This is a genomic window from Candidatus Margulisiibacteriota bacterium, assembly GCA_003242895.1.
Taxonomy (GTDB): Bacteria; Margulisbacteria; Riflemargulisbacteria; order GWF2-39-127; family GWF2-39-127; genus GWF2-39-127.
On the sequence record QKMY01000049.1, the window covers coordinates 1 to 21,832 of the forward strand.

Consider the following 21,832-nt stretch of genomic DNA (forward strand, 5'->3'; position numbering starts at 1 on the left):
AATCCTGCAGAATTAAAGAGAAAAATAGATAAAATACTGTTTGTGTTGGGTGAATTAAATAACAAAAAATATGAGCTAAAAACAATAGTTGCTGCTCAGAATGGTTAATAAAAATCAAAAAAGAAAGGAGGTGGAAAGTCAGGTTTTGATTTGATTTACTATTGTCTCCTACGGTCAGGTTTTAATTTGATTTGACACGCGTATCGAATATGAATCATCAGTATAAAAATAAATAGTCCTTCATTGAAAGCCGGTGCCGCAAAGGCTCTTACTCGAAGGGAAAAGGAAAATCATATGATATGAGACTTATTTTCAGTTTAAGGAATGAAAAATTATCCTAGCTAAAAAACGATATTCTGGAATATAAGAAGGAGAAAAAACAAACTAAGATTCTCGCTTCAAAAAATAATCGATAAGGGAAGTAAAGAAACGGCCTCCTTCACCAAAATGACGGATTTCGTCATAAGCAACTTTGGTTTCTTCCTCTGCCATAAGCTTCGCTTTTTCCAGGCCATAAAGACTGACATAAGTTGTCTTATTATTTTTTTCATCAGATCCGGCAGGCTTACCTAAAGCCTCGGTAGTACCAGTTACATCAAGAATATCATCAATTATCTGGAACACTATACCCAGATGATGGGCATAATTGGTTATCCTTTGCAGGGAAAGTTCATCAGCTCCCGCAATGATAGCGCCGCATCGCAGGCTTGCCTTAATCAGGGCTCCGGTTTTCAATTCATGAAGTTTTTTCAATTCATCCGACGAGATATCTTTCCCTTCAGATTCCAGGTCAATAACCTGTCCGCCTGCCATCCCGGAAATACCGGTCGCATCACCAAGTTCTTCAATAAGACGGAGTACAATTGCGGGAGACAGGTCCATATTCCTATACTCTCTGGAAATCAAATGATAAGCATAGGTCATTAAGGTGTCTCCGGCAAGTATCGCTATTGCCTCACCGTAAACCTTATGATTTGTAAGGCGCCCTCTTCGCATATCATCATCATCCATTGCCGGCAAATCATCATGAATAAGCGAATAAGTATGCACAAGCTCAATAGCACAGGCTACAGGAAGTGCCCGGGACTCATCTCCGCCGCAGAGTTCTGTTGCAGCAAGGGTCATAATTGGCCGGATACGCTTTCCACCGGCAAAAACACTATATCGCATGGCATCCTGCAATTTTTGAGGAAAAGCTAATTCCGGCAGATAGCTTTCCAGTGCCTGATTAATTATCTGCTTCTTTACATTCAAATAATCCTGGAAAAATTGTGCGCTCTCCATCCTCTTTGGCATATGGCTGATCCTTTACTGACTTTCTTGTTTTCTCTTCTTTTTTTTCATCTTTATTGATAATTTTGCTTACACTTACATCTTCTGCATCTTTTGAAAGAATAGTTTCTTTAAAGCCATTTTTATCTTCTGTAATAACTTTAATCTGCTGTTCAACTAATCTCAGTTTCTCATAGCAAATCTGAGCAGTTTCGACACCTTTTTTATAAAGGTTAAAAGAATCTTCCAGCGTGACCTCTTCCGTCTCAAGTCGCGAAACCACGTGATCTAATTCATTTAATAACTCTGATAATTGTTTCTCTTTTTTCATATTTGCCATTATACCATGTCCCCATTCTTAGAAGAAAGCAATCAATAATTATGAAGTCCCGGTTATTACGTCGAGCCACTAAGACTGCTGTTCGTACTAATTTGATATATTTTTGATCTTATTGTTCCATCTGCAACTTGGGTTGCAATACTATCACCGAGCTTACATTCAATGGTTTTTTTAATAATTTTATCATTAATGGAAGCTACAGAATATCCGCGGCTAAGAATAGAAAGTGGATTTAAAGATTCTAATCTTGCAACCAGATTGCCAAGCTTGTTTTCACTTCCGTCGAAGATATCATGGAGCGCATCGCTCATTATTGAAATATTATTATCTATTTGCAATCGACAATCCTCAATAATCGATTGCATCTTTTTGAGCATTATTTCTTCATATATTTTTATTTTATTAAGTGACTCATTAACATCTTTAAAAATAACTTCCGCTGCTGCTGATGGCGTTGGAGCCCTAAGATCAGCGACGAAATCAGCAATTGTAAAATCCACCTCATGGCCTACGGCGCAAATGACGGGTATTTCTGAGTTGCTAATCGCATAAGCGAGGGTTTCATCATTAAAACAAAAAAGCTCTTCCAAAGATCCACCGCCGCGGGCAAGCAGGATAAGGTCGACTTTATTATGTTTATTCGCACTTTCTAATGCGTCAATTAAACTCCGGGGCGCTTTTTCTCCTTGGACAATTGCAGGATAAAGATATATTTTTACGTAGGGAGCTCTTCTTCTGGCAACAGTCACGATATCCCATAGGGCTGCCCCCGAAGGCGAAGAAACGATGCCTATTGATTCTGGGTACTGAGGGATTTTCTTTTTTCGACCTTGATCAAACAATCCTTGTTGAAAAAGCTTTTGCTTTAACTGTTCAAAGGCAAGTGCCAAAGGTCCTATTCCCAACGGTTCCATCGCAAATATCTGGAGATTATAGTAACCTTTCTTCTCAAAAACAGAAAGCCGCCCCACAGCATTAACCTTCATACCATTTTCAGGTGAAAACTTGAGTTGCCGGGCCATGGTCTCAAAAATTACACAGTTTAACTGGCTGGTTTCATCTTTAAGCGTAAAATAGAGTTGCCCGCCAATTTTGTAGTGTTTCAGGTTGGAAATCTCTCCGGAAATAAACAACCGACTTAAAAAGATATCCTGCTCAAGGATATTCTTAATATACCTGTTTGCCTCAGTTACGGTAAAAGTTTTACTATTTTCCATTAAATTTATAGTTTTTTATATTATCGAAAAATCGAGCAAAAAGATAATTCGAATCATGAGGGCCAGGAGAAGCTTCCGGATGATATTGGACAGAAAAAAAAGGTTTTGTCTTATGCTGTACACCTTCAACCGTATGATCGTTAAGATTAATATGGGTAAGCTCAAGCTCTGTTTTCGCCAAAGACTTTTCATCAACAGCAAAGCCATGGTTCTGGCTAGTTATCTCAACTTTTTTCGTAACCATATCCATCACCGGATGATTACCGCCCCGATGTCCAAACTTCAATTTATACGTCTGGGCACCTAAAGCCAAGCTCATCAGTTGATGCCCTAAACAAATCCCAAAAATCGGAATATTCAGATTAAGCAGCTGTTTCAAGTTATTGATTGCATAGGTTACAGCGGACGGATCACCAGGTCCGTTTGAAAGGAAAATGCCGTCCGGGTTCATCGCCAGAATCTCTTGCGCCGGTGTAGCCGCAGGAACTACGGTTACCTGTCCGCCATGATCAATAAGCAACCGTAGAATATTATGCTTGATCCCAAAATCATAGGCTACGATATTAAAGGAATTTTTTTCATTTTTAGCTGAGAAATAAGGATTAATGAACTCAGTGTTATCCACGGTTGACTCGCCCCATATATAAGACGAAGCTGTCGTTACCTCGCATACCAGGTCTTTTCCTACGATTGACGGCGCTTCTTTCACTTTTTTCAATAACGACTCTTTATCAAAATCTTCGGTCGAGATAATGCCTTGCATCGCACCTTGTACTCGAATATGACGAACCAGCGCTCTCGTATCAATATCTTCAAGTCCAATAATATTATTTGTTTTAAAAAAAGCCTGAAGTGAACAATCAGCCCGGTAATTCGAATAAATATTTGAAGTTTCTTTTACAATAAATGCCTTAATGAAAGGCTTTTTTGATTCCATATCTTTTTGATTCATACCATAATTACCAATAAGAGGATAGGTCATGGTTACAATCTGGCCTTGATATGATGGATCAGTAATTATTTCCTGATACCCTGCCATAGAAGTATTGAACACTACTTCGCCAATCACTTCACCGGAAGCGCCAAATGACTTCCCGACGAATGATCTACCATCTTCTAATAACAAAATTGCCTTCATAATAATACCCTCTTATAAATATCGTTTAGAATTAATGTACCTTATTTTTGCTGAAAACCATCGCTCCATCCACAAAAGTATAGACAACTTTTCCCTTAAATTCAATTCCCAGGAATGGCGAGTTATGGGATTTCGAATAAAAATGCTTTTCAGATACGGTATAAACCTTGTTTATATCAATAATAGTAATATCGGCATATTCACCAGCGATAATCGTTCCGCTCCGCAAATTGAGAATTCGAGCCGGATTGCAGGTTAATTTTTGAAAAATTAAAGGTAAGGGCAAATTATTTTCATAATAAAGCTTCGTAATCGTAGCAGATAGCGCAGTCTCAAGCCCTATGATCCCAAATGCAGCCAAACGAAACTCACACAATTTCTCATCGATTGAATGCGGAGCATGATCAGTTGCAATGACATCGATCGTCCCGTCTTTGAGACCCTCGATTAAGGCATCCTTGTCTTCCTTCGTTCTTAATGGCGGCTTCATTTTAAAATTTGTGTTATAGGTTTTGACATCTTCATCAGTAAACCAAAAATAGTGTGGCGCTGTTTCTGCCGTTATGGGCACACCTTCCTGCTTGGCTTTTCTTATCATCTCAACTGCATTTTTAGTGCTGACATGTGCTATATGTACCGGCCCGTAATACCGGGCAAGTAAAATATCCCGGGCTATGGCTATTTCTTCTGCGACAGCAGGAATTCCCTTGAGCCCTAATATCGTTGAATAATATCCTTCATTCATTTCGCCGTCTTCAACTAAAAAAGGATCCTCACTATGAGAAATAAGCGGAACCCCTAAGGTACGGGAATAGAGAAGGGCGTTTTTCATCACTTCTGAATTATGAACATACTTACCATCATCGGAAAAAGCGACAGCCCCGGAAGAAAACATAAGTCCCATTTCAGAGAGCTGCTTTCCTTCAAGGTTTTTGGTTATTGAGCCGATAGGATAGACTTTTACCTTGGCTGAAGTTTTTATTTTATTCATTAAAAATTGAACTATTTCCGGCGAATCCACTACCGGATCTGTATTCGGCATGCAAGCAATAGAGGTAAACCCTCCCGCCGCAGCTGCTCTCGTACCGGTTACAATGTCTTCTTTATATTCTTGCCCCGGCTCACGTAAATGAACATGCATATCAATAAGCCCGGGAACCACATAACATCCGGCAGCATCAACCACGGTAGCTTCACTATTTTCAATATTCTTACCTAGTAATTGAATCTTTTTATCAACAATAAGAATATCCATTAATTCTTCTATATTGCTATCAGGAAAAATAACCATGCCATTCTTAATAAGATACTTTTTACTCACGTCGTTTGCCCTTTGTTTCTTTTTGTTAGTAACAAGAACAGCACAGCCATTCGTATGGCAATTCCATTCGTCACTTGATGCAATATCACATTATATGGTCCGTCAGCGATCTCCGAAGTAATTTCAACTCCCCGGTTAATTGGTCCGGGATGAAGAATGGTAACATCTTTTTTGGCGTATTTTAAAGTTTTGCGGTTGATGCCAAAGAGCGAATGATATTCTCTGGCTGAAGGAAATAAGCCAACTCGCTGTCGTTCCATTTGTATTCGAAGAACGTTGATAAAATCTGCATCAGCTAAGGCTTCCTGCAAGTTATAACAAACTTTCACCCCAGTTTTTTCTATCTCTTCCGGAATTAAGGTTGGCGGACCGCAGACAACAACGTCACACCCAAGTTTTTTTAAGCCCCAGATATTGGACCGGGCAACTCGTGAATGCTTGATGTCCCCTAAAATAACTACTTTCTTACCCTTGAGATAGCCTTTTTCTTCCTGCATGGTAAAAATATCCAGCAACGCCTGGGTGGGATGCTCACAAAAGCCATCGCCAGCATTGATAATAGGAATATTACTATGATCAGCAATAAATTTCGGGACTCCACCCATGGAATGACGAATAATAAAAGCATCGACCCCCATGGCCTCAAGGTTTTTTACTGTGTCGAGAAGAGATTCTCCCTTAGTAACTGAGCTGGTATTCACAGAAACCGTCAGAGCACTCGCGCTAAGGTTCTTGATAGCCATATCAAACGAGCACCTTGTTCTGGTGCTCGGTTCACAAAAAAGATTAACAATGGTCTTCCCACGAAGTGCGGGAACCTGCTTAATAGGTCTGGACAGAACTTCTTTAAAATAAACCGCCTGGCTTAGAATAAATTCTAAATCTTTTTTCGAGAGCGTTCTTAATCCGATTAAATCTTTCGTGCTCAAGGGCATTTAATACAATCCTAATGTATAAATATTTTTCGAAATTAAATTCTCTGGCAAAAATGCTGTTTGTACTATCCTACTGTGTTCTACTCTGCAAATTGTTAAAATTATAGCACAAAAAAGTTAATATCGCCTATTCCATTTTTTCGCTGGTTTTATCATATCGATCTCTGCTTGACAAAAAAATGTCATCGGCGGCTTGCGTGAAATACAGACCGCAGATGACAGATTCATTACACCCGGAAACTCACCGGATATGCTCAAGTTTTAATAAAGCGCTCAACATAGGTTTTCCCAGAATTGAGGATGCTCTTGAGATTGTCTTCAGAACGACCTTCGGCATAGACTCTTAACAGGTTTTCGGTACCTGAAGTACGGAAGAGAATCCAGCCATCATTTTCGAGAAGGAACTTAATCCCGTCAAATTCTATTTTTTCTTTAACAGGAATCGAGCCGAACTCGCGAATTGTCTCGGATAGCAAGCTATTCATAACTGCATCTTTTACTTTTGAATCAGGTGTAGAAATATCAATTCTACTGTAATAATAAGAGCCTACCTCCTGCATTACCGACTGAAGGATCTCTTCTGGCATCTTATTCGTCAGTGCCAGGAGTTCTATAATAAGTAATGCGTTAAAAACACCATCCCGTTCAGGAAGATGCATACTCGTACCATAGCCACCACTTTCCTCTCCCGCCAGAATTACCTCTTTATTGATAAGGTACGTTGCCAGATATTTAAACCCGATCTTTGTTTCTATTAAATTAATACCATATTTTTTCGCAAGTTTATCAAGCATTCTCGTCATATTAAAAGCTTTAGCGACGGCACCTTGTTTCTTTTTAACCGCAAACATGTACTCAAGCAGAAGAACAAAAGTTTCCTGAGCAGATATAAATTTGCCCTGAGAATTGACCAGAGCAATCCTATCGGCATCTCCATCAAGCACAATACCGACACGCCAGGATTTTTCTTCCTGCATCATTTCTAGAAGCTCCGGAGTATTCTGCGCTAAAGGCTCTGGATTAACGCCACCGAATAAAGGATCGCGGTAATTATTAATTTCGGTAACCTTAATAGCCGTTTCGCTTAATATATCAGTGATATAGCCAGCCCCGGGACCATAAAGGTTATCAACGATAATCTCAAAATCGGCTTTTTTAAAATTTTCAAAGTCGACTATTTGTTTTACATACTCGATATACTCATTTTTAGGATTAATATAAATGACATTACTTAATTCTTTTTCGTCAATCAATGGTGAAACCTTATTGAGATTCGATTCAATTGCCTTAGTTATTTCTTGAGAAGCAGAAGCTCCACAGTCCATCTTTATTTTGTACCCGTTATATTCATACGGATTATGGCTGGCAGTTATCATAATTCCGAGAAATGACTTGTGCTTAACAACGGAAAAAGAAAGAACAGGTGTTGGCACGGCTTGTTCGCACAAATAAACTGAAATACCGTTAGATACAAGTACATCGGCAGCTTTTCTTGCAAATTTTTCGGAAAGGAACCGGTTATCATATCCGATAACAACACCATCACGCAGTTTGTCTTCCGACTTGATATACTCAGCAACAGCTTGCGAAACAACCGATACATTTTCAAATGTGAATTCATCTGCGATAACAGCTCTCCAGCCATCAGTCCCAAATTTTATCATAAAGCGAACCCCCTTAACTGTTTAATGAAATAACCCTTCTAAATAATTACCACAAAAACAAAAAAAATAAAAGGCGGGCTACAAAGCCCGCTTTTATAGGATAACTCACTCATTATTCTCATTAATCGCTATTTTTGTTCACAGTAACTAATTTCTGTCTTTTATTGATTTTCCCGCTTTTCTGGTCACTCTTCATCATATCATTCATAATGCTAATAGCTTTCTGCAATTGGACATCGTCTTTTTCATTATATTCATATTCAGGCGCGGACATCACCTTAATGTTTTCAGTAGTAAAATCTGATTCAATATCTGGAATTATCCCTTTTTTTGAGATATCAGTCCCTTTCGGGGTTAGGTACTTGGCAATAGTAATAAGAACAGCCGAACCATCTGATAAAGGCCGGATATTCTGGACTGATGCTTTTCCAAAAGAATGCTTACCAACAATAATTCCCCGTTTATGGTCTTGGATAGCTCCGGCAAGGATCTCGGAGGCTGACGCCGAAGCTTCGTTAATGAGGATAACCAAATAGCTCTGAACTTTCACCGGACGAGGCACCACAGAAAAAATTTCTTTTTCAGAATTACGATCAACGGTTTGAACGATTACGCCTTCTTTTAAGAAAATTGAAGCTATCTGAATAGCATTCTGGAGTAGGCCTCCACCGTTATTTCTTAGATCGACAATAAGCCCTTTAAACTTTTTTTCTTTTAATTTTGAAATAGCATCTTCTATCTCTTTTGTTGCTTCTTTGCTCTCAAAAGTCACTAATTGAACATAACCAATTGAATCGGTAACCATTTTCGACTTATTAACACTCTTCAACTTTATGCCACCTCTCACAATGGGTATCTCCAGGACTTCTTTCTCCCCTTTACGTCGTATACCCAATAGCACCTTAGTTCCTTTTTGGCCACGGATCTTGTTAACAGCTTCTTCTAAGGAAATCTTCTCAGTCGAAATACCATCAATCGACACGATATAATCAAGAGATTTGATACCCGCTTTATCGGCAGGGGTACCTTCGATTGGGGCAATAACAGTAAGGATGTTATTCTTCATACCGATTTGAATACCGACCCCATAAAATTCTCCCTTCATATGGACTTTGGTTTCGCCGAAAGCTTTAGGGTCCATAAATCGGGAATACGGATCGTTTAACGATTCTAACATACCTTTAATAGCACCATATATTAAGTCTGTAGTATTAACATTTTTTTCAACAAACTCCCGGTGGACAATATCCAAAACTTCATAGAAAACGGTCCAGCTGCTTTCAACACTTTTAGCGACAGGACTAAAAAAAACAAAAGATGAAATAAACACTGCAACAGCAACTATACTTAAAACTATCTTTCTTTTTTTCAACGTACCTTCCTCCTACTTATTTTTGCGGCAAATACTTCATCGGGTTATCAGTCGAACCATTAATGCGGACCTCAAAATGAAGATGTGGTCCGGTAGAAAATCCAGTGCTTCCAACAAGCCCTATAATCTGCCCCTTATCTACCTTCTGCCCTTCGTTAACAAGCAATCGAGACTGATGCGCGTAGACTGTGGAGTACCCTCTCCCATGATCTACAATGGTTGCTTTTCCGTAGCCACCCCATTTTCCACTGAAGATAACTACACCGCTATCCACAGCCTGAATCGGCTTACCCATTGGGGCAGCAATATCAATGCCCGAATGAAATTTAGTAGTTTTAAAAATAGGATGAACTCGATACCCGTAGGGGGAAGAAATCCATCCTTCTACCGGCCATACGAAAACTCCGGTGGAGGCAATCTTTGGTCCGGTAGCTTTCGCAGCCATTCGCCTAATTAAGCTTTCAATTTGACGGGAGTTCTTTTCGAGCTCGTTGATCTCCTGCTCATACTGGGACCGCTGTTGAGCAAGGGAAGCCTTTAACTTCTCTTTATCTACTTTATTCTGCTCTAATGCAAGCTTTGCTTGCCTTATCACTACCGCTTGATTCTCAATATCTTTCTTTTTTACCTCAAGCTGATGCTTACTGCTTTCAATTTTATCTTTTTCTTCTTTAATATCATCAATAAGTATTATATCCCTTTTAATTAATTTTTCAAAATAATAAAATTCATTTATAATATCGATAAAGTTATTCGATGATAACAACAATTCTAACCAGCTGACATCTTGAGTTTGATATATCTCTTTTAATCTGCCGCGAAAATTTTTTAGCATAGCGGCAAGGTTATACTCGGACTCAATAAGATCTGAGGATATTTGCTTAAGCTCAATAGTTCTTTTTTGTGTCATAAACTCAGCATAATTAAGTTTATCTGTACTTTTTCTAATTTTTGTTCTGATAAAGGATATTTCTTGTAATACATTTTGTTCTTTTATTTTAGTGCTAGACAGTTTTTTGCGTTGTGCCTCTAACTGAGTATAGATTGATTCCAGTTCTTTTTTCTTTTCTGACAACTCATCTTTCGCATGCACGAAAGATGCCAGAAAAAGGCACAGCACTGTCGCAACTATAATCAATCGGGGGCTTTTCATACCTAGTCCTTACATGTTAATGAAAAACATCATATATTTTTTGAGCTAAGGAGTGGCCGAAGCCAGGTATATTTATTATATCATCAAGTGAGGCTTTTTTTACAGCTTCTAAAGAGCCAAAATAAAAAAGCAATTTTTGCCTCCGATCCTTACTTACACCAGGAATTTCTTCCAATGCCGACCGGAAAGTATTTTTAGTATGCCTCTGTTTTTGATACGTTATAGCAAATCGATGGGCTTCATCCCTCACTCGTTGAAGAACATGCAATGCCGGAGAATTTTTAGCAAGCTTGATACTGGTCTCTCTTCCGGGAAGAAATATCTCTTCTTCTTTTTTCGCTAAGCTAATTAGAACTTTATATGACTTGCCGGTTTCAACAAAGGCTTGCAGTGCACTACCGAGCTGTCCCTTACCACCATCAATCAGAATAATATCGGCAGATGGCTGTTTACCAAAATACCTTGATATAACTTCGAACATCGATCGATAATCGTCAGGTTTCGAACCTACAGTCTTTAAAAGATATCTTTTATAATTGCTTTTCTTTGGTTTTCCATTTTCAAAATATACTGCGGATGCCACGGTGTTAGTCCCTGACAAGTGAGAGATATCAAAGCCAAGAATTGACACAGGTAAAGAATCAAGGGCCAATTCCTCTTTCAGTTTTTCCAGTTCTCTCCGTGCCTTCGGAGTAAGAATATTCCTGTTCCCAATAAATTTTATTACATTTTGTGCAGCCAGATTAATCAGATCATATTTTTGCCCCATATGAGGGTATTTTATTGCAACTTTATTTTTAAAAAAAACTTTTAGTGATTCCCCTAGATTACCTGAAATTTTTAACGATTCCTGCATAAGGATCTCCTGAGGAAATTCATCTACCTCTGAATAATGCTGGAGCACCCCTTGGGTTAATACTTCATCGATATTGTCCTCATCACCTATATCCAAAGAATAGTTATATTGATGAATCAAAAATCCTTCACGGAAAACCATTATGCATACATAAACAATACCCGATTCCTGTTCGTACACAAGCACATCAATATTATCATTTGCGTCTAAAATCATTTTTTGCTTTTGAGTAATTTTCTGGAGACTATGCAAACGATCTCGATAGATTGCGGCTTGTTCGTATTGTTGGTTTTGCGAGAACTCCTTCATTTTTTTTTCGATTTCTAATTTAAGCCGCTCGTGTTTTCCCTGAAGAAAGAGAACGACTTCTCCAGTAAACTGCCGGTAATCTTCCTCAGAAATATCGTCGACACAAGGCCCAAGACATCTCCGGATATGATAATTAAGGCATTTTTTCTTTTCGTTCACTGCACCAGTACAGACTCGTATTGGAAAATGCTTTGTTATAAATTTTAAAGATGGCTTGATGATGCTACTTTGAGGAAAAGGTCCAAAATATTTCGCTCCGTCATCAAACTTCTTTCTCACAACTTGAATCGAAGGGTAACGATCATTAACCGTAACCTTAATATACGGATAATGCTTATCATCTTTCAACATTACATTGAATCGCGGCATGTATTTCTTTATTAGATTACTTTCAAGAACCAGAGCCTCGACTTCGGTATCAGTTACAATATACTCTATATGATCGATAAGGCTCACTAATAGAGCGGTTTTGGAAGAAGTATTGTGGGAATTAAAATACGAAGAAACCCTATCGATTAAGGATTTTGCTTTTCCAACATATATGACCTCACCAGTGCGGTCATACATGATATAAACACCCGGATTTTTGGGGAGTTTTTTTACATTTTCATAAACATTTTTCATATGAATATTATAAACCAAAATATCCCCGTTACTAGCCGGGGATATTTATTGTCTTTAAATTATGTTTTATTTTTCTTGCTACTCCGCTGACTGTTCTTCGTCTACTTCCTGTTCCTCAGGCACTATATCGAGCTTTACGGTAGCAACTAATTTATATTTCAATTTTGCTTGGGCAGTATACTTACCAGTCATTTTTATTGGTGCTGGTATAATAATCCTTCGCTTATCAAGATCGATGCCCACTTGGGCATTAAGGGCAGTCGCAATCATTTCAGTCGTGATAGATCCAAAAAGCTTCTTGTTGCTTCCAGCTTTCACTTTTATAACAACACGCGCTGCTTCAATCTTATCTTTTACAGCCTTTTCATCTTCTTTTAATTTTGCTAATTTTTTAGCTTGGGCTTTTCTTATGCTTTCATAAAACTTAAGGTTATTATCACTGGCAATAACTACCAATTTTCTAGGAAGCAAAAAATTTCTGGCATAACCATCAGAAACTTCTACGACTTCTCCTTTTTCGCCTAACACTTTGTCATCATTTTTAAGAATTACTTTTACCACGGAACTTACACCTCTCTTATAGTAACGAATCTTTCGTATTTACTCAACTACAAATGGAAGAAACCCGATAGCTCGTGCTTTTTTTATAGCTTCAGTCACAGCTCTCTGATGTTTTGCACAATTCCCAGTATTACGTCTTGGAAGAATTTTGCCTCTTTCGGATACATACTTCCTCAAACGGCTGATATCTTTATAGTCAATAATATCTTGTTTATCGACACAAAAGGCACATAATCTTCTTTTTTTCTTTCTTACTCTTACTTTTTCTGGATTCATTTAATCAAAGCCCCTCCTTCAAATTGGTTATTCGTTGTAGATAGACGATCTAAAAACAGTTAACCTACGAATTAAGATTATCCTCAGTCTCAAAATCAGCTTCAGTCATTCCGGATTTCTTGCTAAGGATCTGCATGTTATCAGCAATAATCTCGGCACTAATTTTCTTTTCTCCGTCTTTCTCATAAGAATCAATCTGCAATCTTCCTTCAATAAATACCGAAGTTCCCTTTTTAAGGAACTCGCCGCACACTTCAGCGAGCCTTCTCCAGGTAACGATTCGAAGAAAATCCGCTTCACTATTAGCAGCACTATCCGTACTCTTTTTAAAAGATCGATTAACTGCAATAGTAAATCTGGTAACTGCAATCCCGCCAGGAGTATACCTCATTTCAGGATCTTTCGTTAAATTACCGATAATAAATACTTTGTTAAACATATACCACAATTCCTTAATTTAAACAGACAAACTAAAACGGTATGTCATCGTAAAGAGCATCTTCCGAGTCAAGGTCAACAGCCGACCCAGCACCAGCCGCCTCAGTAGCTTTTTCTGAACCAGAAGGAGTCTCTTCCATGCCTTTTTTATCAAGCATCCGCATAACATTAGCAATTACCTCTGTGGCCCATTTGCTTTGGCCCTCAGTTGTCGTGTAACTGCGAACTTGAATTCGTCCCTCAACAAGGACCGTTTTCCCTTTTTTAAGATATTCACCAGATATTTCAGCAAGCCGCCCAAACGTAACGATAGGAATAAAATCCACGCCGGACTCTCCTCCGTCACTCTTCGGCGGTCGCTGTACAGCCAGCCGGTATTTGGTTACAGCAGAACCATCTACGGTGAATCTCATCTCAGGGTCAGCAGTCAAATTGCCGACTAATATTATTTTGTTCAAATTTGCCATCTATTTACTAGCCTTTACTACCTTTTCTTTTTCAATAACCTTTACCGTAAGAAGATATCTTACAACACGTTCATTGACCTTCAGTGAGCTATAGAGTTTATTGAGGATTTCATTATCTCCCTCAAAATCTATGAGAACATAAAACCCGGAATTCGTCTTATCAAATTCTGTAGCGATTTCCCTTATCCCCCACTTATCAACTCCAAACACTTCTCCCTTTTTGGAGACAATTACCTTTTGAATCTCCTCTAAGTTCTTATTGATTTCTTCATCCTGCATTTCAGGGTGAAATATTACTATCAGCTCATATTTTTTCAAAAGAGACACCTCCAAGACAAACTAGCGCATTATTATAGCATGGTGTATTTGTTAAGACAAGATTATTTTATTACCCGCGTTTTGAACCCGTTTCCCAGGTTTATTAGCAATTGGCAGCATAATAAACCTCTTTCAATAACTGGTCGAGACTAAAAGGTTTTTGCACTACTTTTATTTTTTTGTCGCCTATTTCTATATCACTATTCAAGTTAGTAACTGCGGTAATGACAATAATAGGAACATCCTTCATATCTTCACGTTCCTGAATTTCTTTAATGAATGCGATCCCATTCATTTTCGGCATTTTTATATCGAGGATAATAATCTCCGGTCGAAAGGTATCAAGTCGTTGGAGGGCTTCTTCTCCATCACGGGCATATTCCACTTCAAAGTTTTTCGCTTTGAGATAAAACCCTACCGACTTCCTTACACTTTCATTATCATCGGCTAACAAAATTCTCTTTGCATTCATGATAAGCCCTCTTTTACCTTTAATTCTAGATAAATAAAAAAATAAATTAATTCTTTATTATAAAGATGTAAGAGTATTGTATCAACTTTTTATTTTTTACTCAACTTCTTTGTGTTTACGCGTATTGACTCATGCGCGTTCCCTATTGTTTGCCATATAATTTTAAAAATGATATAATTTCTCCGCAATAAATAATGAAAAATCACTAAAGAAGGTATGGATATGTCACAAAAAAAATATTTTACAACACCAATCTATTACGTTAATGATGTGCCTCATATCGGACATGCCTATTGCACAATAGTGACAGACGTCCTGGCCCGCTACTATAGGCTCTTGGGGTATGACGTCATATTCTCTACGGGAACAGATGAACATGGACAAAAAATCCAGAAAACGGCAGAAGCCAATGGCGAAACACCGATCGAACTTGCTAACCGGGTCGTAAAAAGATTCGAAGATCTCTGGACATTGCTTAACATTTCGAATGATGTCTTCATAAGAACGACAGAAAAACGGCACGCCCATGTTGTTCAGGAGCTTTTTTATAAAATATATCAAAAAAATGACATTTACCTGGGCGAATATGAGGGCTGGTACTGTCGGCCTTGCGAAACCTATTTAACCGAGACGCAACTAAAAGAAGGAAAATGCCCGGAATGCAACAGACCGGTAGAAAAACTTAAAGAAGATAGTTTTTTCTTTAGAATGTCAAAATATCAGGACCAGCTTTTAGCATATATTGAAAATAATCCTCATTTCGTTTTTCCCGCAACTCGAAGGAATGAGGTACTTAATTTCATTAAAGACGGATTAAAAGATATAAGCATCAGCCGGACTACCATGTCCTGGGGAATTCCTGTACCGGAAATACCAGGCCTTAATCTGACAAAAAAACATTATATATACGTATGGTTCGACGCACTTATCAATTATTTAACTGCCATTGGATTTGAACAGGACAATAGCAAGGTTGAGGAATACTGGCCGGAAGCAGTTCATATACTTGGTAAAGACATCATCAAATTCCATGCAATCATCTGGCCTACCATACTGCTTGCGGCTGACCTTCAGCCACCGAAACAGGTAATTGCACATGGGTTTATCAACCTAGCCGGGGAGAAAATGTCTAAATCGAAAGGAAACGTTATCGATCCTTATGCTGTCGTTAACGAGTATGGAGTTGATCCGTTCAGATATTTTCTCATGAAAGAAATCTCGTTTGGATTAGATGGCCTTTTTTCTTTTGAGGCACTTCAACAGCGATATAACTCTGAATTAGCAAATGAACTGGGAAATCTGCTTAATCGAACATTATCAATGGTAAAAAAGTACTTTGACGCAAGTACTCCTCCGTTTTTAGAAGAGAGTCTTAGCAAAGAAGGAAAAGAGCTTCAAAGTTTGGCACAAGAGTTACGCTTCGTGGTTGAGGCAGCGCTAACTGACTATGATTTCGGATTAATCCTGGAAGAAATATGGAAAGTGATCAGAAGGGCAAATAAATATATAGAAGAAGCCGCCCCTTGGACGCTGGCCAAAGAGGGAAAAACCGAAAAACTCGGAACGGTAATGTACACTCTACTTGAAACAATCAGGATTATTGCGCTCTATACAGCACCGTTTATGCCTGCTTCTTCCCAAAAAATATGGGATCAACTTGAGATTAAAAAAGATATTACCAAAGTTACTATTTCTGAGGAAAGCAACTGGGGACAAATAAATACAGGTCATCAGGTAGGGAATGCCCTGCCGATATTTCCAAGGAGAGAATAGTGCAGCTTATTGATACGCACGCCCACCTCCTCCCTCAATATTATACCGAGCAAGAAATAGACGAAATAATTACCACGGCTATCGGGCATTCAGTGTCTCGTATTGTAAATGTCGGATTCAACAAAGACTCTTCTCAATTTTCTTGCGGCTTGAGCCAAAAGCATGAGGATATCTACGCTGCAATAGGGATACACCCTCAAGAAGCCAATCAGTTCACGCCCGAGCTATTAACCCATTTCTCAGGTCTTCGCAGCATCTACCCAAAAATAGTCGCCATAGGAGAAATAGGGCTGGACTACTATTATATGCATTCTGACAAAGAATTACAGAAACAAGTATTGCGAAATATGCTCGGTTTTGCCCGAAGCATTAATTTACCGGTGATTTTGCATATCAGGGACGCCTGGGAAGACATATTTCCAATACTCAGCGAAACCGGAATAAATCCGCAAAAAGTTGTTTTCCATTGCTTCACAGGGGATGCCAAGGCAGCAGCTCAGATTAATGAGATCGGCGCATATATTTCGTTAACCGGAGTTATTACCTTTAACAATTTTAACAAGGTCTCAATAACTGAATTCCCAATAGAAAGAATAATGCTTGAAACAGATTGCCCGTACCTCACCCCAATTCCTTACCGTGGAAAAAGAAACACACCGCAATACCTTCCGATAATTGCAGAACAATTGTCAAAAATAAAAAATATTCCTTTATCCCAAACCGGAGAAATCACAACCGAAAATGCAAAATTTTTTTTCAATATTCAATAACCACCATCAAACCATTGCAAAAAAAGAAATATATTTTTTATTAGCCTATATTAAAGCAAATATCGCCAAATATTCGCTCAAAGAAATCATACAAAAATATCTTACGCTCCATGCCCATACCTCGAAAATATTTATCATCGAACTATTGGACCATCTCGAGCAAGGAAATAGCTTTGCCAGCTTTCTCAATAGAACTCAGTCTTTACCGGCACATCTCTCGGCTATCCTGCTCACAACCGAAGAATATGGAGAATTGCCCTCCGGACTCGGGATAGTCCTCGCATATAATGAGACGATGAAAACCTTTAAAAATAACCTACTCCTCACACTGCTCTACCCGTTCATTATTATTATTTTTTGTATTGCTTTGTCACTATTTTTTTTGTTCGGTTTCATACCTATGATCGTCTCAAACTTTGTAGATATGGACATTCCGGTGCCAGAGGTCCTGAGCTACCTTAATAAGGCTGTTCACTACTGCACAGGACATTTCCTGGGATTTTTCTTGTTTTTTCTGATTTGCATTGGTCTTATAACCTCGCTACTGATCCATTTCAGGACTCTATTATTACAACTATTCACAAAGGTACCGCTGATACGGCAAGGCATCTACTTATGGGACAGATATCAATTTTATCTTAACATGAAAATAGCTCTCGGAAACAATAAAGAACTTACACAAGTGCTGAAAAACACGAGAACATCTTTTATCTCAGCACAGGCCCGGGAAGATCTGTCCAGAATAATTGTAAAAATCTATGACGGCGACTTATTTTCTCAGGCTATCCAGGCAACAATATTCTCATCCCCGGAAATACAAAGACTTATTCTCCTTCACGAGGATAGCGAAAGCCTGCTTGCCGGCGCAATAGAAATCGAACAAATGATTAAAAACAGGTTTCTATATGTATATGACATTTCGCGACGGTTATTAGAACCAGCAATAATTCTCATTATTGGCATGTTTGTGTTCATTATCGCACTGCTCTTTATGCAGCCGGTAAATTATTTGATGGAAAAAATAAGCACATAAATAAGTGCTTGTGAAAAAATCCTAGGCCTCTGAACTATCGAGATAAGCTGCAACTTTTTTCTTCATTGATTCAAGATCGATCGGCTTCTTGATAATCTCATTGCAGCCGGCATTCATCCCTTCCATAATATGCTCTTTACTTGCATAGCCTGTATAGCCGATTATCGGAATACCTTTTAAGCTATCAATGGATTTAATAAGCTTTGCGGCTTCCCAGCCGTTAAGGATCGGCATTTTAAAATCCATGATAATAAGGTCCGGAAGATCGCTCTTCGTTTTTTCTAAAGCTTCTTGCCCGTTAACTGCCTCTATAATCGCATAATTACTTCGTTTCAGTATAAATTCCAAAGATTTTCTAATGGATGTATTATCATCGGCTATCAATATTTTTTTCATTGTCGCTAGTCCTCCAAAACCTTTTTTTCCTGTTACTCAATCTATTTGCAGGAAAATTCTGTTTAAGTATAATATACATTCTGCATGAATGTAAAGAAATCCTATCTATTATATATAGTATTATACCAAACATTTAAAAAACTTTGGAAATTAAATACGAGTTAATCATCTGCCAGATTAATTAACCCAGATAATATAGGTAAAGAATAAAAACAGTTTAAGATACTGAAAATTTTGAAGTCTATGTGAGCCCTTGTTAATGTGATAAAATTTATATACAATAATGCACGGTCATAGGATAGCAAAAACACTACCTGAACAACAAGCTAAAAATTTTTCACGAAAGAAGACTCGATTATGAAAATAGCGATTATAATGGGCAGCGAATCAGACAGGATTATTATGAATGAAGCAGCAGCCTTTTTCGACTCATTCAAGATACCCTATGATGTCATGGTAGCAAGTGCCCATCGCAACCCGGAAAAAGTCGGACAATTTGCAACGACAGCGGATAAAACATATGAAATCATTATAGCCGGAGCTGGGAAAGCGGCACATCTCCCTGGCGTCATTGCCTCAATGACAACACTTCCAGTCATCGGCGTACCAATTAAAACATCTGACCTGGGAGGCGTCGATTCGCTTTACTCAATTGTCCAGATGCCTTCAGGAGTGCCAGTTGCAACCGTGGCAATAAACGGAGCAAAAAATGCGGCAATTCTGGCCGCACAGATCCTGGGACTGAAGTACCCGGATATAAAAAATAAATTAATTAAATTTAAAGAAGAGTTAAAAAACAGCTAACTATGAACTCTCTTGATGTTATTATCTTAGTCATTACCTGTTATTCCATTTATACCTGCATAAAAAAAGGTTTTCTGCGAATGATAAGCGAATTCATCGCTTTCGTGGTTGCAAGTTATGCTGCGTATAAGTGGCATAACCAATTGGCATTGTTCCTCTCTTCCCATTTCCACAAAGAAAATAATTTCATCCTTATTGTTTCCTACATTGTCATATGGATAGCCGTCTTTTTTGTTATAAACCTGATTGGCCTGATGCTCAAAAAAATATTTGATAAAACGTTTATTACAACCATCCTGACTCCCCTTAACATCGCGGCAAGTATTTTTATCGGATTATTAAAAGGGATCTTCATATCAAGCTTCATCGTGATTCCCCTCATTATCAGCTCCCTTGCCTACCAACCGGCAAAAACCTATATCGAGCATTCGTATGTCGTAAGCCATATCAGCTCGTCGGCAATTAACTTCATTCAAAAAAAAATATTACATAAAAAGCACACCCCGCAACAAAAACCTCGGGGAAAAGGTACGGGGCTGTAATATGCTGAATATACCGCGGTCATTTTACTTGAACGACACGCTCTCGGTAGCCAAAGCTCTGCTAGGAAAGATCCTCGTCCGATATCTCAATGGAAAAAGACTTGCAGGCATCATCGTTGAAACCGAAGCCTATCTGGAAAATGAGGAGTCGTGCCACGCCTATCGGGGTATCACAGCAAGAACAAAAACCATGTTCGAAGAGGGCGGAATCGCGTACGTCTATTTAATATATGGCATGTACTATTGCCTCAATATTGTTACTGAATCGCAAGGAAAAGGCTGCGCAGTCCTTATTCGAGCTGTCGAGCCCGTCGATGGTATAGAAATAATGCAGCAGCTTAGAAAAAAAACCGGACTTCACGACCTGGCTTCAGGCCCAGGAAAACTTGCTCAGGCTTTCAATATTACCAAGCTAGATAATGGACTTGATATTGCAGCTGGCACCGCCTTAACCATAGAAAATCACAATGATAAAGATCCGGAAATCATGACAACACCCCGGATTGGCATCAAAAAAGCCAAAGACCTGCCTTATAGATTCTTTATCAATGGTAATCAGTTTGTATCACAAGGATGAATATCATAATTTCAAAAATATAAATGTATGTTAAAATGATGCTAAATGTAACAGAATAAAAAGGAGAATAATAATGAGCTGGCCAGGTTTAATAGAAAACTATAGAGAATATCTACCCGTCTCTGACAAGACCCCGATCGTTACCTTACTGGAAGGAAACACTCCACTCATTAAAACCCATAATCTCACGAACTATTTAAACACCGATATTAATATTTACTTAAAATTCGAAGGGCTTAATCCTACAGGATCTTTCAAAGATCGTGGTATGACCCTAGCCATAACCAAAGCCGTTGAAGCCGGTTCCAAAGCAGTTATGTGTGCTTCTACGGGCAATACATCTGCATCTGCTGCTGCATACGCTGCCAGGTCCGGAATACAATGCATCGTACTCATCCCGGACGGCAACATCGCACTCGGGAAGCTATCTCAGGCCTTAATGCATGGAGCAAAGGTACTGGCAATCAAAGGAAATTTCGATGATGCATTGCTGCTGGTTAAAGATATTACCGACAATTATCCGATTACCATGGTCAACTCACTTAATCCATATCGAATCGAAGGACAGAAAACCGGGGCATTTGAGATTATCGAGCAACTCGGGGGAATAGCACCGGATTATCATGCTATCCCGGTTGGTAACGCAGGAAATATTACTGCCTACTGGAAAGGCTACAACGAATTCTTTAATCTCGGAAAAATAAAGACATTACCGAAAATGATCGGATTTCAAGCAGCCGGATCTGCGCCTATCGTCGACGGCCATCCGATAAAAGACCCGAAAACCATAGCAACCGCAATCAAAATAGGTAATCCCGCCAGTTGGAAGTCCGCCGAAGCAGCTCGTGACGAATCAGGGGGGCTCATCGAAAAAGTTACTGATGAAGAAATAACTGAAGCACAGCTATTATTGGCAAAATTAGAGGGTGTTTTCTGTGAACCCGCATCTGCAGCTTCGGTTGCCGGTGTAATCAAAAAATTAAAAGCTGGCTACTTCCCTAAAAACGCAAGTGTAGTCTGTATCTTAACCGGCCATGGTGTCAAAGACCCGAACAGGGCTGTTGAAATAGCCCCGAAACCGATTGTAATAGAAGCAGATAAGGCGCTTATTTTGAAAGAAATCGGACTTTAATCCGGTTTAAGATTTATAGTTAGCAGTTGTTTAAAGAATATGCTATAAATCACGATTAACACGAACAATCAT

24 protein-coding genes are annotated in these 21,832 nt (G+C 38.7%); 7 read left to right on the forward strand and 17 right to left on the reverse strand.

The annotated features are described in order from the left end of the window. Positions 1-384 precede the first annotated feature (384 nt). The 16 genes from DKM50_07830 to DKM50_07905 all read right to left on the reverse strand — a co-directional run bounded on the left by DKM50_07830 (position 385) and on the right by DKM50_07905 (position 14,733). A complete protein-coding gene (locus tag DKM50_07830; GenBank protein PZM79668.1) occupies positions 385-1,296 on the reverse strand; it encodes a hypothetical protein in 912 nt (303 codons plus the stop codon). Then, complete coding sequence (gene xseB / locus DKM50_07835; protein ID PZM79669.1) at positions 1,229-1,612, reverse strand: exodeoxyribonuclease VII small subunit; 384 nt, start codon at positions 1,610-1,612, stop codon at positions 1,229-1,231. The genes DKM50_07830 and xseB overlap by 68 nt, the downstream gene beginning before the upstream one ends. Positions 1,613-1,668: 56 nt before the next feature. Beyond that, on the reverse strand, positions 1,669-2,829 hold the full coding sequence (locus DKM50_07840) for an exodeoxyribonuclease VII large subunit (protein ID PZM79670.1): 1,161 nt from the start codon (positions 2,827-2,829) through the stop codon (positions 1,669-1,671). Then, positions 2,819-3,967 (reverse strand): carbamoyl phosphate synthase small subunit, encoded by a 1,149-nt coding sequence (locus DKM50_07845; protein PZM79671.1) that lies wholly within the window; start codon positions 3,965-3,967, stop codon positions 2,819-2,821. Before DKM50_07845 ends, DKM50_07840 begins: the two co-directional genes overlap by 11 nt. Before the next feature lie 31 nt (positions 3,968-3,998). Further along, a complete protein-coding gene (locus DKM50_07850) occupies positions 3,999-5,258 on the reverse strand; it encodes a dihydroorotase (protein ID PZM79698.1) in 1,260 nt (419 codons plus the stop codon). 26 nt (positions 5,259-5,284) lie between these two features. Next, the gene (locus DKM50_07855; GenBank protein ID PZM79672.1) at positions 5,285-6,223 is read right to left on the reverse strand and encodes an aspartate carbamoyltransferase; all 939 of its coding nucleotides are present in this window, start codon (positions 6,221-6,223) and stop codon (positions 5,285-5,287) included. A 254-nt stretch (positions 6,224-6,477) separates the two neighbouring features. Continuing rightward, a complete protein-coding gene (locus DKM50_07860) occupies positions 6,478-7,887 on the reverse strand; it encodes a phosphoglucomutase/phosphomannomutase family protein (protein ID PZM79673.1) in 1,410 nt (469 codons plus the stop codon). Positions 7,888-8,008: 121 nt separating this feature from the next. Beyond that, positions 8,009-9,259: a hypothetical protein gene (locus DKM50_07865; GenBank protein ID PZM79674.1), complete on the reverse strand. Its 1,251-nt coding sequence runs from the start codon at positions 9,257-9,259 to the stop codon at positions 8,009-8,011. A gap of 16 nt (positions 9,260-9,275) precedes the next feature. Continuing rightward, complete coding sequence (locus tag DKM50_07870) at positions 9,276-10,412, reverse strand: hypothetical protein (protein PZM79675.1); 1,137 nt, start codon at positions 10,410-10,412, stop codon at positions 9,276-9,278. A 16-nt stretch (positions 10,413-10,428) separates the two neighbouring features. Then, complete coding sequence (locus DKM50_07875; GenBank protein ID PZM79676.1) at positions 10,429-12,219, reverse strand: excinuclease ABC subunit C; 1,791 nt, start codon at positions 12,217-12,219, stop codon at positions 10,429-10,431. A 60-nt stretch (positions 12,220-12,279) separates the two neighbouring features. Continuing rightward, positions 12,280-12,801 (reverse strand): 50S ribosomal protein L9, encoded by a 522-nt coding sequence (locus DKM50_07880; protein ID PZM79677.1) that lies wholly within the window; start codon positions 12,799-12,801, stop codon positions 12,280-12,282. Next, positions 12,802-13,038, reverse strand: coding sequence for a 30S ribosomal protein S18 (rpsR, locus tag DKM50_07885; protein ID PZM79678.1), 237 nt, complete (start codon positions 13,036-13,038; stop codon positions 12,802-12,804). A 64-nt stretch (positions 13,039-13,102) separates the two neighbouring features. Then, positions 13,103-13,477, reverse strand: a complete 375-nt coding sequence (locus DKM50_07890) for a single-stranded DNA-binding protein (GenBank protein ID PZM79679.1) — start codon at positions 13,475-13,477, stop codon at positions 13,103-13,105. A 31-nt stretch (positions 13,478-13,508) separates the two neighbouring features. Next, positions 13,509-13,943 carry a single-stranded DNA-binding protein gene (locus DKM50_07895; protein ID PZM79680.1) on the reverse strand — a complete coding sequence of 145 codons (435 nt, stop codon included), beginning with the start codon at positions 13,941-13,943 and terminating at the stop codon, positions 13,509-13,511. Beyond that, entirely contained in the window at positions 13,944-14,261 is a 318-nt protein-coding gene (gene rpsF / locus DKM50_07900) for a 30S ribosomal protein S6 (protein ID PZM79681.1), read from the reverse strand. Positions 14,262-14,364: 103 nt separating this feature from the next. Next, the gene (locus tag DKM50_07905) at positions 14,365-14,733 is read right to left on the reverse strand and encodes a two-component system response regulator (GenBank protein PZM79682.1); all 369 of its coding nucleotides are present in this window, start codon (positions 14,731-14,733) and stop codon (positions 14,365-14,367) included. A gap of 222 nt (positions 14,734-14,955) precedes the next feature. On the opposite strand from DKM50_07905, the gene DKM50_07910 reads away from it, so the two are divergent. Genes DKM50_07910 through DKM50_07920 form a run of 3 tightly spaced genes read left to right on the forward strand, consistent with a single transcriptional unit; the run spans position 14,956 to position 18,309 of the window. Continuing rightward, complete coding sequence (locus tag DKM50_07910) at positions 14,956-16,506, forward strand: methionine--tRNA ligase (GenBank protein ID PZM79683.1); 1,551 nt, start codon at positions 14,956-14,958, stop codon at positions 16,504-16,506. Next, positions 16,440-17,276: a hydrolase TatD gene (locus tag DKM50_07915; protein ID PZM79684.1), complete on the forward strand. Its 837-nt coding sequence runs from the start codon at positions 16,440-16,442 to the stop codon at positions 17,274-17,276. The genes DKM50_07910 and DKM50_07915 overlap by 67 nt, the downstream gene beginning before the upstream one ends. Beyond that, a complete protein-coding gene (locus DKM50_07920; protein PZM79685.1) occupies positions 17,248-18,309 on the forward strand; it encodes a hypothetical protein in 1,062 nt (353 codons plus the stop codon). Before DKM50_07915 ends, DKM50_07920 begins: the two co-directional genes overlap by 29 nt. A 21-nt stretch (positions 18,310-18,330) precedes the next feature. Here DKM50_07920 and DKM50_07925 read toward each other — a convergent pair whose 3' ends face one another. Next, on the reverse strand, positions 18,331-18,705 hold the full coding sequence (locus DKM50_07925) for a response regulator (GenBank protein ID PZM79686.1): 375 nt from the start codon (positions 18,703-18,705) through the stop codon (positions 18,331-18,333). A 357-nt stretch (positions 18,706-19,062) separates the two neighbouring features. Between DKM50_07925 and purE the strand changes: the two genes are divergently transcribed. The 4 genes from purE to DKM50_07945 all read left to right on the forward strand — a co-directional run bounded on the left by purE (position 19,063) and on the right by DKM50_07945 (position 21,760). Then, on the forward strand, positions 19,063-19,509 hold the full coding sequence (purE, locus tag DKM50_07930) for a 5-(carboxyamino)imidazole ribonucleotide mutase (GenBank protein PZM79687.1): 447 nt from the start codon (positions 19,063-19,065) through the stop codon (positions 19,507-19,509). A 2-nt stretch (positions 19,510-19,511) separates the two neighbouring features. After that, on the forward strand, positions 19,512-20,051 hold the full coding sequence (locus DKM50_07935) for a hypothetical protein (protein ID PZM79688.1): 540 nt from the start codon (positions 19,512-19,514) through the stop codon (positions 20,049-20,051). Position 20,052: 1 nt separating this feature from the next. Beyond that, entirely contained in the window at positions 20,053-20,628 is a 576-nt protein-coding gene (locus tag DKM50_07940; protein PZM79689.1) for a DNA-3-methyladenine glycosylase, read from the forward strand. 73 nt (positions 20,629-20,701) lie between these two features. Continuing rightward, positions 20,702-21,760: a threonine synthase gene (locus DKM50_07945; protein ID PZM79690.1), complete on the forward strand. Its 1,059-nt coding sequence runs from the start codon at positions 20,702-20,704 to the stop codon at positions 21,758-21,760. The last annotated feature ends 72 nt before the right edge of the window (positions 21,761-21,832 follow it).

Excerpts from the sequence above, each read along its gene's own strand:
- DKM50_07830 (PZM79668.1), bottom strand. The coding sequence starts at position 1,296 with ATGCCAAAGAGGATGGAGAGCGCACAATTTTTCCAGGATTATTTGAAT.
- xseB (PZM79669.1), bottom strand. The coding sequence starts at position 1,612 with ATGGCAAATATGAAAAAAGAGAAACAATTATCAGAGTTATTAAATGAA.
- DKM50_07840 (PZM79670.1), bottom strand. The coding sequence starts at position 2,829 with ATGGAAAATAGTAAAACTTTTACCGTAACTGAGGCAAACAGGTATATT.
- DKM50_07845 (PZM79671.1), bottom strand. The coding sequence starts at position 3,967 with ATGAAGGCAATTTTGTTATTAGAAGATGGTAGATCATTCGTCGGGAAG.
- DKM50_07850 (PZM79698.1), bottom strand. The coding sequence starts at position 5,258 with ATGGTTATTTTTCCTGATAGCAATATAGAAGAATTAATGGATATTCTT.
- DKM50_07855 (PZM79672.1), bottom strand. The coding sequence starts at position 6,223 with ATGCCCTTGAGCACGAAAGATTTAATCGGATTAAGAACGCTCTCGAAA.
- DKM50_07860 (PZM79673.1), bottom strand. The coding sequence starts at position 7,887 with ATGATAAAATTTGGGACTGATGGCTGGAGAGCTGTTATCGCAGATGAA.
- DKM50_07870 (PZM79675.1), bottom strand. The coding sequence starts at position 10,412 with ATGAAAAGCCCCCGATTGATTATAGTTGCGACAGTGCTGTGCCTTTTT.
- rpsR (PZM79678.1), bottom strand. The coding sequence starts at position 13,038 with ATGAATCCAGAAAAAGTAAGAGTAAGAAAGAAAAAAAGAAGATTATGT.
- DKM50_07890 (PZM79679.1), bottom strand. The coding sequence starts at position 13,477 with ATGTTTAACAAAGTATTTATTATCGGTAATTTAACGAAAGATCCTGAA.
- DKM50_07895 (PZM79680.1), bottom strand. The coding sequence starts at position 13,943 with ATGGCAAATTTGAACAAAATAATATTAGTCGGCAATTTGACTGCTGAC.
- DKM50_07905 (PZM79682.1), bottom strand. The coding sequence starts at position 14,733 with ATGAATGCAAAGAGAATTTTGTTAGCCGATGATAATGAAAGTGTAAGG.
- DKM50_07910 (PZM79683.1), top strand. The coding sequence starts at position 14,956 with ATGTCACAAAAAAAATATTTTACAACACCAATCTATTACGTTAATGAT.
- DKM50_07920 (PZM79685.1), top strand. The coding sequence starts at position 17,248 with ATGCAAAATTTTTTTTCAATATTCAATAACCACCATCAAACCATTGCA.
- DKM50_07925 (PZM79686.1), bottom strand. The coding sequence starts at position 18,705 with ATGAAAAAAATATTGATAGCCGATGATAATACATCCATTAGAAAATCT.
- purE (PZM79687.1), top strand. The coding sequence starts at position 19,063 with ATGAAAATAGCGATTATAATGGGCAGCGAATCAGACAGGATTATTATG.
- DKM50_07935 (PZM79688.1), top strand. The coding sequence starts at position 19,512 with ATGAACTCTCTTGATGTTATTATCTTAGTCATTACCTGTTATTCCATT.
- DKM50_07940 (PZM79689.1), top strand. The coding sequence starts at position 20,053 with ATGCTGAATATACCGCGGTCATTTTACTTGAACGACACGCTCTCGGTA.
- DKM50_07945 (PZM79690.1), top strand. The coding sequence starts at position 20,702 with ATGAGCTGGCCAGGTTTAATAGAAAACTATAGAGAATATCTACCCGTC.